Source organism: Aeromonas sp. s10, from assembly GCF_040907975.1.
GTDB lineage: Bacteria > Pseudomonadota > Gammaproteobacteria > Enterobacterales > Aeromonadaceae > Aeromonas > Aeromonas caviae.
Genome location: NZ_JBFOCV010000035.1, coordinates 77,821 through 90,515, shown reverse-complemented (window position 1 = coordinate 90,515; position 12,695 = coordinate 77,821). Strand labels below are relative to the sequence as shown.

Genomic DNA, 12,695 nt, shown 5'->3' with positions numbered 1-12,695 from the left:
TGGCGGTCAAAATACTCATTGGGCCCTCAGGCACCGGATTTCATGCTATCCACGCTCAATTTCATCTCGCCGAGACGACGGGCCAGCGCACCGACGTTCCCCGCCCCCTGGGTCAATACCAGATCCCCCTCGCCAATCAGGTCGGCCAGCACCGCGGGCACATCGTCCGGCGTTGCGACAAAGATGGGCTCCAGGGTGCCGCGGGAGCGGATGGAACGGCACAGGGCACGACCATCGGCACCGGGAATGGGCTCCTCACCGGCGGCATAGACCTCCAGCATCACCAGCACGTCCACCTTGGAAAGCACGTCCGCGAAATCTTCGTAGAGATCCCGGGTCCGGCTGTAGCGGTGCGGCTGGAACACCATCACCAGCCGCTTCTCGGGCCAGCCGGCGCGAGCGGCGTTGATGGTCACCTTCACTTCGCTCGGGTGATGACCGTAATCGTCCACCAGCATGGCCTTGCCACGGCCGGTTTCAAACTCGCCATATTGCTGGAAGCGGCGCCCTACCCCTTCAAACTTGGAAAGTGCCTGGATGATGGCCTCGTCGCCGATGCCGTCTTCGGTTGCCACCGCGATGGCGGCGGCGGCGTTGAGGGCGTTGTGGATACCGGGCAGGTTGAGAGTCACCTCCAGCTCACCCGCCCCTGCACGGCGCACCCGGAAGCGGCTGCGATTGCTGGTCTGCACGAAGTCCAGCACCTGCACATCGGCATCATCGCTCAGACCGTAGGTGAGGGTAGGACGGGCGATCTCCGGCAGCATGCCGCGGATCACGGGGTCATCCACGCACACCACGGCCAGGCCGTAGAACGGCAGGTTGTGCAGGAAATCGATGAAGGTGGCCTTCAACCTGGAGAAATCGCCACCATAGGTGTCCATGTGATCCGCTTCGATATTGGTCACGATGGAGACCATGGGTTGCAGATGCAGGAAGGAGGCGTCGCTCTCGTCCGCCTCGGCAATCAGATAACGGCTGCTGCCCAGGCGGGCATTGGTGCCAGCGCTGTTGAGCAGACCGCCAATGACGAAGGTGGGGTCGCGATCCGCCTCGGCATAGATGCTCGCCACCAGACTGGTGGTGGTGGTCTTGCCGTGGGTCCCGGCGATGGCGATGCCGTGACGGAAGCGCATCAGCTCAGCCAGCATTTCGGCGCGGCGCACCACGGGAATACGTAGCTCGCGGGCAGCCAGCAGCTCGGGGTTGTCCTGCTTGATGGCGGTGGAAACCACCACCACGCTGGCACCGTCCACATGCTCGGCACTGTGACCGACAAAAATGTGTGCGCCCAAAGAGGCCAGGCGTTCGGTCACCCCGTTGCGGGCCAGATCCGAGCCGGTCACCTGATACCCTTCATTGGCAAGCACTTCCGCAATACCGCCCATACCGGCGCCACCGATGCCGATGAAGTGGATGCGACGCACGCGGCGCATTTCGGGGATAACGGTACGCAGTTTTGCCAGTTCAACCTTGGTCATAGTTCTTTCTCAATTCGCGGCCACAGGCCATTTTCATTCGGCGACATTCATCAGTTCGAAGACAGAAGCGGGGCCTTGGCGGCACATTTTGGCCTTCCATCTCGTTTGGCTCAGCCGGTGGCGAGCCGTTTGCACTCATCGGCAACCCGTTCGGCAGCATCGATGATGGCGACCCGGCGCGCGGCCTGGGCCATGTTCAACAGAGTTTCCCTGCGCCCGGCGAGCCAGGAGAGGCGCGACGCCAGCGCCGCCGGCGTCAGCTCGGACTGGGGCAGGAACTCGGCCGCACCGCCGTCGACCAGGGTCAGGGCGTTGCGGGTCTGGTGATCGTCCACCGCATGGGGCAGGGGCACGAAGATGGCGGCCACACCGGCGGCGGCCACTTCGGAGACGGTCAATGCGCCGGCGCGGCACACTACCAGGTCCGCCCAGGCATAGGCATCCGCCATGTCCTTGATAAATTCACTCACCTCGGCCTCGACCCCCAGCCCGGCATAGGAGGCAGCCACGGCCTCCCCGTTGCCCTTGCCGCACTGGTGACGCACCTCGATGGGCACACCGGCAGCTGCAACCGCAGGAGGCACCTGCTCGTTGAGGACCCGGGCCCCCAGGCTGCCACCGACCACAAGCAGGCGCAGAGGATCGCTGCTGCTGCGCAGTTGGGGATCCGGCAGCGCTACCACCTCGGGGCGCACCGGGTTGCCCACCACGGCGGTACGGGCATTGGGGGCGAAGGCACCGGGGAAGGCCATCAGTACCCGCCTGGCGATACGGGCCAGCAGCTTGTTGGTCAGGCCGGCGGCGGCATTCTGCTCGTGCAGCAGCAGCGGAATGCCGGACAGCCAGGCGGCCACGCCACCCGGGCCGGAGGCGAAGCCCCCCATGCCCAGCACCACATCGGGCTGGATGGTCTTGAGCACCTGGCGGGCCTGCAGCACGGATTTGATGACACGGTAGGGCGCCGCGAGCAGACGCTTGATGCCGTTGCCACGCACCCCCTGGATGTCGATGAAGGAGATGGGATAACCATGGGCAGGCACCAGCTCCGCCTCCATCCGGTCGGCAGTACCGAGCCAGTGGATGGTCCAGCCCTGGGCCTTGAGGCGATCGGCGACGGCCAGGCCGGGGAACACATGCCCCCCGGTACCACCCGCCATCACCAGTAACGTCTTGCTCACGCAACCTCCCGCACGCGCGCCTGGGCACTTGCCTGGCGCAACTCGAAATCGATACGAATCAACATGCTCACCGCCACCATCATGATGATGAGACTGGAGCCGCCATAACTGACCAGCGGCAGGGTCAGCCCCTTGGTAGGCATCATGCCGCTGGCGGCACCGACGTTGACGAAAGTCTGGAAGCTGAACCAGATGCCGATGCCGATGGCCAGATAACCTTCATAGAGCCGCTCGGCCACCAGCGCCTGGTGACCCAGCTTGAGCGCCTTCACCGCCAGCGCAAAAATCAGGAAGAGTGCGCCAAGCACCCCCACGTAGCCCAGCTCTTCGCCCAGAATGGCAAACACGAAGTCGGTGTGGGCTTCCGGCAGGTACTCCATCTTCTGGATGGAGTTGCCGAGCCCCTCGCCAAACCAGCTCCCCCGACCAAAGGCCATCAGGGACTGGGTCAGCTGATAGCCGCTGCCAAAGGGATCGGCCCAGGGGTCGAGGAAGGAGGTCACCCGCCGCATCCGGTAGGGCTCCGCGATGATCAGGGTCACTACGGCGCTCACCCCCACCAGGATGAGACCGATGAACTGCACCAGCCGGGCTCCGGCCAGGAACAGCATCCCGAGGGAGGTGACGAACATCACCACCACTGACCCGAGATCCGGCTGGGCCAGCAGCAGGATGGCCACCACGAACAGCACCGCCATGGGTTTCATGAAACCGATGAAGCGCTCGCGCACCTCGCTTTGACGGCGCACCAGATAACCCGCCAGATAGACGAACAGCGCCAGCTTGCCGAACTCGGCCGGCTGCAGGTTGAAGGGGCCCAGCGGCAGCCAGCGTACCGAGCCGTTGACGCTGCGCCCCACCAGCAGCACCATCACCAGCAGCACGATGGCCAGCAACAACATGGGGCCGTTGTAGTGCTGCCAGCGTGCCATGGGCACCTGCAACACGAACCAGGAGATACCCAGCGCCATCACCAGGAACATGCCGTGGCGCTTCACGAACATGAAGGGATCGTTGTTGATGGCGATCCCCTCAGGAATGGAAGCGGACGCCACTATCACCAGCCCGACGCCCATCAGGGCGAGGGCCAGTACCACCAGCTGCCGATCGTAGAGACCGGCGGGGCGCGCCGGTAGCAACCAGCGCTGCAAGAATCCTGCGACGGCGCGAAGGGCGTTCATAGTGCCAGCACCAGTTCGGTGAAGCGATCGCCGCGCGCTTCGAAGGATTTGAACTGGTCCAGGCTCGCGCAGGCCGGTGCCAGCAGCACCCAGTCACCGGGCCTGGCATCGGTCGCCGCCTTGGCGACAGCAGCGTCAAGATCGGCAACCCGCTCGGTCTGTTCGCCCAGGGCCAGCAGCACCTCGGCATCCTGACCAAAGCAGTACATGTGATCGATCTGGCTGCCGAGCAGCGCCTGCACCGGGCCGAAGTCCTGCCCCTTGCCCTGGCCACCGGCCAGCAGCAGCAGGCGGCCTTTGACCGCTTCACGCACCCCGGCCACGGCGGCCAGGGTCGCCCCCACGTTGGTGGCCTTGGAGTCGTTGATCCAGCGCACCCCATTTACCTCCCGCACGAAGCGGGCACGGTGAGGCAGGCCTTCAAAGCGGCGCAGCACGGCAAGTTGTGCCTCGCGGGGAATGCCCACCGCATCGCACAGGGCCATGGCCGCCAGAGCATTGGCCTGGTTGTGGGCACCCACTATCTTCATCTCGTCCACCGCCAGGAGCGGCTCGCCGTGCAAAGTCAGCCAGTGACGGCCCTCCAGCTCGCAGCGACCGTAGCCGTTGCAGTCGAGGCCGAAACTCTGCCAAACCTGACCCACATCGGGCAGGGTCTGGGGATCGTCGCGATTGATCAGGATGTGCTGGGAGTGCTGATGGATCTCCATCTTGGCGGCGCGGTAATCCGCCATGCCGGCATAGCGATCCATATGATCTTCACTGAGGTTCAAGACCACGGAGGCGGCGGCCCGCAGGCTGTAGGTGGTCTCGAGCTGGAAGCTGGAGAGCTCCAGCACGCAGAGATCCATGGGCTGCTTGAGGAGTGACAGCGCCGGGGTGCCGATATTGCCCCCCACACCGACCTTGAGTCCCGCCTCGGCGATCATCTCACCCACTAGCGTGGTGACCGTGCTCTTGCCGTTGGAGCCGGTGATGGCGATGACGGGCGTCTGGGTTTCACGCACGAACAGTTCGATGTCACCGACGATGCGCACCCCGAACTCGGCGGCGGCCTTCAACTCCGGAGTCGCCAGGGCGATGCCCGGGCTCGCCACTATCATGTGCGCCTGCTTGAGCCGCTCAGCGTCCAACCCGTGGATGAGCTCCACCTCGGGGGGAAGCTCGTCCTTGCCCGGCGGATTGGCACGGGTGTCCATCACCAGCGGCGTGACGCCGCGGTCGAGGAAGTAATCGACGCAGGAGAGTCCGGTTTTGCCGAGTCCGATGATGATGACCATGGCTTACCTCACCTTCAGGGTGGCGAGGCCAAGCAGCACCAGCATGAGGGTGATGATCCAGAAGCGCACGATGACGCGCGGCTCCGGCCAGCCCTTCTTCTCATAGTGGTGATGGATGGGGGCCATGCGGAAGATCCGCACGCCGCGCAGTTTGTAGGATCCGACCTGCAGGATCACCGAGACGGTCTCCATCACGAAGACGCCCCCCATGATTACCAGCAGGAACTCCTGGCGCACCAGCACGGCGATGGTACCGAGCGCGCCGCCCAGGGCCAGGGAACCCACGTCCCCCATGAAGACCTGGGCCGGGTAGGTATTGAACCAGAGGAAACCCAGGCCCGCGCCCACGATGGCGGTACAGACGATCACCAGCTCGGAGGTGTAGGGCACGTAGGGAATGTGCAGGTAGTTCGCGAAGTTGACGTTGCCGGTCGCCCAGGCGATCAGGGCGAAGCCCCCCGCCACCATCACGGTGGGCATGATGGCGAGGCCATCCAGGCCATCGGTCAGGTTGACCGCGTTGGAGGTACCGACGATGACGAAGTAGGTCAGCAGGATGAACATCAGGCCGAGCTGGGGCATCACATCCTTGAGGAAGGGGACCACCAGCTGGGTCTGACCATCGTGGGTGGCCGTGGCGTAGAGGAAGACCGCTACACCCAGCGCGACCGCGGACTGCCAGAAGTACTTCCAGCGGGCGATGAGGCCGTCGGTGTTCTTGCGCACCACCTTGAGATAGTCATCGGCAAAACCGATGGCGCCATAGGCCCCCAGCACGAACAGCACTAGCCAGACATAGGGGTTGTCGAGGCGGCACCAGAGCAGCACAGACGTGAAAATCGCAGCAATGATCATCAGGCCGCCCATGGTCGGGGTGCCCTTCTTGCTGAGGTGGGACTCGGGACCGTCGTTGCGGATCACCTGGCCGAACTTCATGATCTGCAGGCGACGGATGAGACGCGGCCCCATCCAGAGCGCCACCACCAGACCTGTGATGATCGACAGGATGGCGCGAAACGTCAGGTAGGAGAAGACGTTGAAGAAGGTGAAGTGCGGGGTGAGCAGTTCCGCCAGCCAGACTAGCATGTGGCTGACTCCTGATGGCCCTTGACCATCTCGACGATATCTTCCATGCGGGAGCCACGGGCGCCCTTGACCAGAATCGAAATTTCCTGATGTGTCTTTATCATTTGCGCAAGCACTTCAAACAACGACGCCTTGTTATCGAAATGTCGGCCAGCCGCGGCATCTGCGGTGTGGCGACTCTGTTCCCCTACGGTCAGCACGGCATCGAGGCCCTGCTCACGGGCGTGGTATCCGACCCGGGCATGCTGCGCGGCGGACTCCTCACCCAACTCTTTCATGTCACCGAATACCAGCACCTTGTAGCCGTTCATGGCGTTCAGGGCATCGATACCCGCCAGCACGGACTCCACGCTGGCGTTGTAGGTGTCATCCACCAGGGTGAGGCCACCCCAGCGTTGCACGCAGAAACGGCCCTTGACCGGCGCCATCTGCTCCAGCCCCGCCTTGACGGACGCAAGCGATGCGCCCAGGGCCAGGGTCCCGGCGGCAGCAGCCAGGGCGTTGGCCACGTTGTGGCGACCCGGAATGGCCAGAGTCAGGTTCACCTCTCCCTGGGGCGTCACCATCACGAACCCGGCACAACCCTGCTCGTTGAGCACGATGTCGCGGGCGTGGAACGGCTGACGCTGATCCTGGAGGGAGAAGGCGCACTGGATGCCCTTTTCACGCCACTTCGGCCAGAACTCGTTGTCGGCATTGACGATGGCAGTGCCGCCCTCGCCTAACCCTTCGAAGATTTCGCTCTTGGCATGGAACACCCCTTCCAGGGAGCCAAAGCCTTCCAGGTGCGCGGCAGCGACGTTGTTGATGATGGCGGCGTCGGGTCTGGCGAGCGACGTGGTCCAGGCGATCTCGCCCGGGTGGTTGGCTCCCAGCTCCATCACCGCGAACTGGTGTTGCGGCTCGAGGCGCAGCAGGGTCAGCGGCACCCCCACCTCGTTGTTGAAGTTGCCGGCGGTGGCCAGCACCTCCCCTTCACAGCGCAGGATGGCCGTCGCCATCTCCTTCACCGTGGTTTTGCCACAGCTGCCTGTGATGGCGAGCACTTTCGGATTGATGCGCTCGCGCACCAGCCTGCCCAGACGCCCAAGCCCCTTGAGGGTGTCGGCCACCACCAGTTGTGGAATGGCCAGCGGCAATTCGCGCTCTACCAGCAGGGCACTGGCGCCGGCGGCAACCGCCTGGTCGCAGAAATCGTGGGCGTCGAAACGCTCGCCGCGCAGGGCTACGAACAGCGCCCCCGCGCCCAGGGTACGGGTGTCGGTGCTGACCGCCGTGATCTCATGGTCGCCCCCGATCAGACGGGCATCGAGCACCTGCGCCAGGTCGGCAAGCCTGAGGGTCATCATTTGAATGACTCCATTAATGTGTGCAAGGCGGCTGCGACGGTTTCCCGATCGCTGTAGTGCCGCTTGTCGGTTCCAATGATCTGATAATCCTCGTGGCCTTTGCCGGCCACCAGGATGATGTCCTCTTTGCTCGCTTGGCTCAGTGCCAACTGGATTGCCTTGGTCCTGTCGTGTTCGATCTGCACGGCGCCGGGATCGCGAAGACCCGCCACCATGTCGGCCATGATCCGGGCCGGCTCCTCGGTACGGGGATTGTCGTCGGTCAGGATCACGCAGTCCGCATGCTGCTCCGCCATGGCAGCCATCATGGGACGCTTGCCGCGATCCCTGTCGCCGCCGCATCCCACCAAGCACCAGAGCCGGCCGTGACAGTGCACCCGCAGGGCCTGCAATGCCTTCTCCAGCGCATCCGGGGTGTGGGCGTAATCGACCACGGCGAGCGGCGCATCGCCACCGCCGAAGCACTCCATGCGACCGGTCACCGGTTGCAGTCTGGGGGCCGTCGCCAGCAGGTCATCGAAGTCGTAGCCGAGCACCAGCATGGCGCCCATGGCGCCCAGCACGTTGCTGACGTTGAAGCGGCCGAGCAAGGGGGCGGATAATACACCATTCCCCCAGCTGGAGTTAATGCGCGTATCAAAACCTTGTTGGTGGAAATAGGGATCCTGCGCCGTCAGTTGTCGTCCAGCATGGTTTTCAATCGGACCATGAACCCCGAAGGCCACCGCACCGGGATAGGTCGCCAGCCATTGCCGTCCCAGATGATCATCGGCGTTGATGACGGCGCAAGGCTCATCCACCAGCTTCAGCAGCTCCTCCTTGGCGGCGGCATAGGCCTCCATGGTGCCGTGATAGTCCAGATGATCCCGGCTCAGGTTGGTGAAGACTGCCGCGGCAAACGGCAGGGCCGCCACGCGATGCTGCACCAGACCGTGGCTGGAGACCTCCATCGCCACCAGATCGGCCCCCTGCTGCTGCAAGGCGGCCAGATTGGCCTGCACCTGGACCGCGCTGCCCGTGGTGTTCTCTGCTTCGATGAGCTCGCCGAACAGACCGTTGCCTATGGTGCCCATGACCCCGGCCTTGCCCCCCAGCAGGGTGCGCCAGTTGGCCACCAGCAGGGCCGTGGTGCTTTTGCCGTTGGTGCCCGTGATGCCCACCAGTTGCAGCTTTTGCGCAGGGTGACCGTAGAAATGACCGGCCAGCTCGGAGAGACGAGCGGGAAGATCCCTCATGCCGATGCAGGGGATCTGGGTCGCCGGAGGGACGAATTCTCCGTCCTCCTCAAACAGCACGGCGGTCGCTCCCTGAGCCACCGCCTGTTCGATGAAGCGCCTGCCATCCACCTGATGGCCACGAATCGCCACGAAGAGCGAGCCGGGACCGACCCGCCGGCTGTCGAGCTGGAGATCGGTGAGGGAAAGCGCCGGGGCATCGATGCCGAAGCGGCTCATCAGTTGATCAAGTGTGCGGGGCGGCATGGGAAGCCTCCGAAAATGCGGGAATGCGGGCGCTCGTACACGCCATGGAAAACGCCCCGACAGCAGCGGGGCCGATGGAAAAAGCCGGATGCCCGTCAAGTACGCGGTGCGCCATTGTTGGCCTCCGTGCGGGCAAGCTTGGCGGGTACCTCGGGCGGGATCGCATCGGGACGGATGTTGAAGAGCTGCAACACGCCTCCCATGGCCTCCGCAAAGGGCGGGGTCGCCACGGCACCGCCGTAGTAGGCATCCCCCTTAGGCTCGTTGATCACCACCACCATGACGAAACGGGGATTGCTGGCCGGCGCGAAACCGGCAAACCAGGCCATGTAGTCCTTGCCATAGCCCCCAGCCACGGCCACCTTGGCGGTACCACTCTTGCCACCGACCCGATAACCGGGGATCTGGGCCTTGGGAATGGCATTGCTGACCACGTACTCCAGCGCCTGCAACATGGCAGCGGCGTTGTTGTGATCGATGACCTGCTCACCCTTGGGCGGCTTGGTCACCTTGATGATGGAGAGCGGTACCCGCTTGCCCTTGTTGGCCAGGGTGGCGTAGGCGGAGGCCAGCTGCAGCGGGGTCACTCGCAGACCATAACCGAACGACAGGGTGGCTCGCTCGATGTCGGACCAGCGGCGACGCTGGGGCAGCATGCCGCTGCTCTCCCCCATCAGGCCGCTGCCGGTGTCCATGCCGAAGCCCACCATGCTCAGGGTGTTGATCATCTCCTGGGCCGGCATCCGCAGCGCGATGCGCGACATGCCGATGTTGGAGGAGTAACGCAGGATGTCGTACAGGTTGGTCGCCTTGTGGATACTCACGTCACGGATCTGCTTGGCCCCGATGAAGAGGGGGCCGCCCGGGATGAAGTCCTTCCAGCTGGTGACACCGGCTTGCAAGGCACTAAGCAAAATCAATGGCTTGACCGTGGAACCCGGCTCATAGGTATCGGTCACCACCCGGTTTCGCACCCGGAAACTCTGGTATTGGCCGCGGTTGTTCGGGTTGTAGGAGGGGGTGTTGACCATGGCGAGCACCTCGCCGGTCTTCACATCCAACATCACCATGGAGCCGGAGGTGGCCTTGTTCTCGTCGGTAGCCCGTTTGAGGGCGCGATAGGCCAGCGCCTGCACCCGCTGATCGATGCTCAGTTGCAGATCGTTGGCGTGCTTGCCCTCTTTCACCAGGCCCAGGCGCTCGATGACGCGGCCCTGCCTGTCCTTGCGCACTCGCATCTCGCCAGGGGTTGCGGTCAGCCACTCGTTGTAGCTGCGCTCAATCCCCTCGATGCCGCTGCCATCGATGTTGGTCACCCCCACCAGGTGGGAGCTTATCTCGCCGGTCGGGTAGAAACGGCGCGCCTCGGGGCGCAGATAGATGCCCCCCAGCTTCAACCCCTTGATGTACTCGGCCACCGCAGGCGTCACCTGCCGCTGCAGATAGACGAAGCGCTTGCTCGGGTTGGCGATGCGATGCTTGAGGGTGTTGATGTCGAGCTTGAGCACGGCGGAGAGTGCCAGCCAGGCACGCTCGTTGTGGATGGCACCGGACTCATGCACCGTCTTGGGATCAGCCCAGACCGCTTCGACCGGTACGGATACCGCCAACTGTTCGCCATTGCGGTCCGTGATCATGCCGCGCACCGCCTGGGTGGAGGTGGTGCGCAGGGAGCGCATGTCCCCCTCCTGGCGCAGTCTGTCAGGATCGATCACCTGGATCCAGGCCAGCCGCAGGATCAGCCCCGCAAACGCGATGCCGATGAAGAAAACCAGGGTACGAAAGCGCCACGGGTAGAGTGAGGGTGCTTTCGCCTTGGCTTTGTCCTTTGCCGGAGCCTTGGTGGCGGCCTTGCGTGTCATGGTTGTGTAATTACCTTTTCAGTGGTCACCAGGGGACGAGCCATCTGCAACTTGTCCATGGCCAGACTCGCCACCCGGGAGTGCTCAGCCAGTGTGCCCTGTTCCAGCAAGAGGTGGCGCCACTCGATGTTGAGCCTGTCCTCCTCCGCCATCAGATCGTTCTGCTTGGCCGTCAGACCCCGGGTCATGTTGGTCACCAGGATCACCGCAAAGGCGGTGACCAGCACGGCGACGGTCAACAGGACCTGCAACTTGTGGCGCCAGAGATCCGCAACGATCTCCCTGGCGAGGTGAACGCGCACATCGCTCATCGTTTACTCCGCAAGACGCTCTGCGACCCGCAGCACCGAACTGCGGGACCGGGTGTTTTCATTGACCTCGTGGTCGGAAGGCTTGAGCGCCTTGCCGATCGACTTCAGCTTGCGACCACCGGCAAGCTGGGCTTCAGTCAGGGGGATGCCGTGGGGTACTTCAGGACCTTTCTCGTGCTTGCGAATGAAATGTTTCACCAGCCGATCTTCCAGAGAGTGGAAGCTGATGACGGAGAGACGGCCGTGAGGAGCCAGCACGTCCAGCGCGCCGTTGAGGGCGGTTTCGATCTCGTCCAGCTCGCTGTTGATATAGATGCGGATGGCCTGGAAGCTGCGGGTCGCCGCGTGCTTGCCCTTCTCCTTGCTCGGGTTGACCCGGGCAATCATCTCCGCCAGTTGGCGGGTGCGCACATAGGGCTCGGTCACCCGATCGTGTACGATGGCGCGAGCAATCTTCTTGGCGAAGCGCTCCTCACCGAAGGTTTTCAGCACCCAGGCGATGTCGTCCACATCGGCACGGGCCAGCCACTCGGCGGCGCTCTGACCGGAGGTGGGATCCATCCTCATGTCGAGCGGGCCGTCCTTCATGAAGCTGAAGCCACGTTCGGCATCGTCAAGCTGGGGGGAGGAGACACCGAGATCCAGCAGGAAGCCATCGACCTTGCCCAGCAGGCCGCGCTCGGTCAGATAACGGGTGATGCCGGAGAAGGGACCGTGCACGATCTCGAAACGGGGATCCTGGATCTTGGCCGCCTCGGCAATGGCCTGGGGATCCCGGTCGATGGCGATCAGACGGCCGTTCGGGCCCAGATGCTGGAGAATGAGACGAGAGTGACCACCCCGGCCAAAGGTACCGTCGACGTAGATACCGTCCGGCTTGATGGCCAGCCCTTCGACGGCTTCGTGCAACAGCACTGTGATGTGTTCAGCGGCTTGGGTCATTTATAAAGAAAAATCCTGTAGTCGTGGTGAACTTGCCCAGTCGTCCTCGGGCAGGCCCAGGATGTCGTCGTTGATCTGTTGTTGCCAGCGGGCTTCATCCCACAGCTCGAATTTGTTGAGCTGGCCCACCAGCATGACTTTCTTGTCCAGCCCGGCATGGCTGCGCAGCGGCTGGCTGAGCAGCAGACGGCCGTTGCCATCCAGTTCGCATTCGGCCGCGTGGCCGAGCAGCAGACGCTGCAGGCGGCGCTCCGCCGGGTTGGTGCTGGAAAGGGTCTTCAGCTTGCGCTCCACCTCTTCCCATTCATTCAGGGGATAAAGCAGCAGACAGGGATGGGCGATGTCGATGGTGCAGACCAGCTGGCCGTCGCATTCGTCGCGCAGCCAATCACGAAATTTGGTCGGAATCGCCAACCGCCCCTTGCTGTCCAGGCTGATGGCGTGAGCGCCACGCAACAAATTGCAGTCCCCGAAGGTGAGTTATGGGGGCTAGATGCCCAATAAAACCACTTTGATCCACTTTTCTCCACCATGAAGTTTAAGG

11 protein-coding genes are annotated in these 12,695 nt (G+C 63.6%); all 11 read right to left on the bottom strand.

The genetic code is table 11. The annotated features are described in order from the left end of the window. Positions 1 to 26 precede the first annotated feature (26 nt). On the bottom strand, positions 27 to 1,481 hold the full coding sequence (gene murC / locus AB5Y59_RS11780; protein ID WP_041211792.1) for a UDP-N-acetylmuramate--L-alanine ligase: 1,455 nt from the start codon (positions 1,479 to 1,481) through the stop codon (positions 27 to 29). Between the two features lie 110 nt (positions 1,482 to 1,591). Beyond that, positions 1,592 to 2,659, bottom strand: a complete 1,068-nt coding sequence (murG, locus tag AB5Y59_RS11775) for an undecaprenyldiphospho-muramoylpentapeptide beta-N-acetylglucosaminyltransferase (protein WP_010675835.1) — start codon at positions 2,657 to 2,659, stop codon at positions 1,592 to 1,594. Further along, complete coding sequence (ftsW, locus tag AB5Y59_RS11770) at positions 2,656 to 3,840, bottom strand: cell division protein FtsW (protein WP_043154095.1); 1,185 nt, start codon at positions 3,838 to 3,840, stop codon at positions 2,656 to 2,658. The genes murG and ftsW overlap by 4 nt, the downstream gene beginning before the upstream one ends. Then, positions 3,837 to 5,120, bottom strand: coding sequence for a UDP-N-acetylmuramoyl-L-alanine--D-glutamate ligase (gene murD, locus AB5Y59_RS11765; RefSeq protein ID WP_043154094.1), 1,284 nt, complete (start codon positions 5,118 to 5,120; stop codon positions 3,837 to 3,839). The genes ftsW and murD overlap by 4 nt, the downstream gene beginning before the upstream one ends. Positions 5,121 to 5,123: 3 nt before the next feature. Further along, positions 5,124 to 6,206, bottom strand: a complete 1,083-nt coding sequence (mraY, locus tag AB5Y59_RS11760) for a phospho-N-acetylmuramoyl-pentapeptide-transferase (RefSeq protein ID WP_010675838.1) — start codon at positions 6,204 to 6,206, stop codon at positions 5,124 to 5,126. Beyond that, entirely contained in the window at positions 6,200 to 7,555 is a 1,356-nt protein-coding gene (gene murF, locus AB5Y59_RS11755) for a UDP-N-acetylmuramoyl-tripeptide--D-alanyl-D-alanine ligase (protein ID WP_262000188.1), read from the bottom strand. The genes mraY and murF overlap by 7 nt, the downstream gene beginning before the upstream one ends. Continuing rightward, positions 7,552 to 9,036 carry a UDP-N-acetylmuramoyl-L-alanyl-D-glutamate--2,6-diaminopimelate ligase gene (gene murE, locus AB5Y59_RS11750; RefSeq protein ID WP_139737868.1) on the bottom strand — a complete coding sequence of 495 codons (1,485 nt, stop codon included), beginning with the start codon at positions 9,034 to 9,036 and terminating at the stop codon, positions 7,552 to 7,554. Before murE ends, murF begins: the two co-directional genes overlap by 4 nt. 95 nt (positions 9,037 to 9,131) lie before the next feature. After that, positions 9,132 to 10,898 carry a peptidoglycan glycosyltransferase FtsI gene (locus tag AB5Y59_RS11745; protein ID WP_010675841.1) on the bottom strand — a complete coding sequence of 589 codons (1,767 nt, stop codon included), beginning with the start codon at positions 10,896 to 10,898 and terminating at the stop codon, positions 9,132 to 9,134. Further along, positions 10,895 to 11,209 carry a cell division protein FtsL gene (gene ftsL / locus AB5Y59_RS11740; RefSeq protein WP_010675842.1) on the bottom strand — a complete coding sequence of 105 codons (315 nt, stop codon included), beginning with the start codon at positions 11,207 to 11,209 and terminating at the stop codon, positions 10,895 to 10,897. The genes AB5Y59_RS11745 and ftsL overlap by 4 nt, the downstream gene beginning before the upstream one ends. A gap of 3 nt (positions 11,210 to 11,212) precedes the next feature. Beyond that, the gene (gene rsmH, locus AB5Y59_RS11735) at positions 11,213 to 12,151 is read right to left on the bottom strand and encodes a 16S rRNA (cytosine(1402)-N(4))-methyltransferase RsmH (protein WP_042015088.1); all 939 of its coding nucleotides are present in this window, start codon (positions 12,149 to 12,151) and stop codon (positions 11,213 to 11,215) included. Further along, a complete protein-coding gene (gene mraZ / locus AB5Y59_RS11730) occupies positions 12,152 to 12,610 on the bottom strand; it encodes a division/cell wall cluster transcriptional repressor MraZ (RefSeq protein ID WP_039040489.1) in 459 nt (152 codons plus the stop codon). Positions 12,611 to 12,695: the final 85 nt, after the last annotated feature.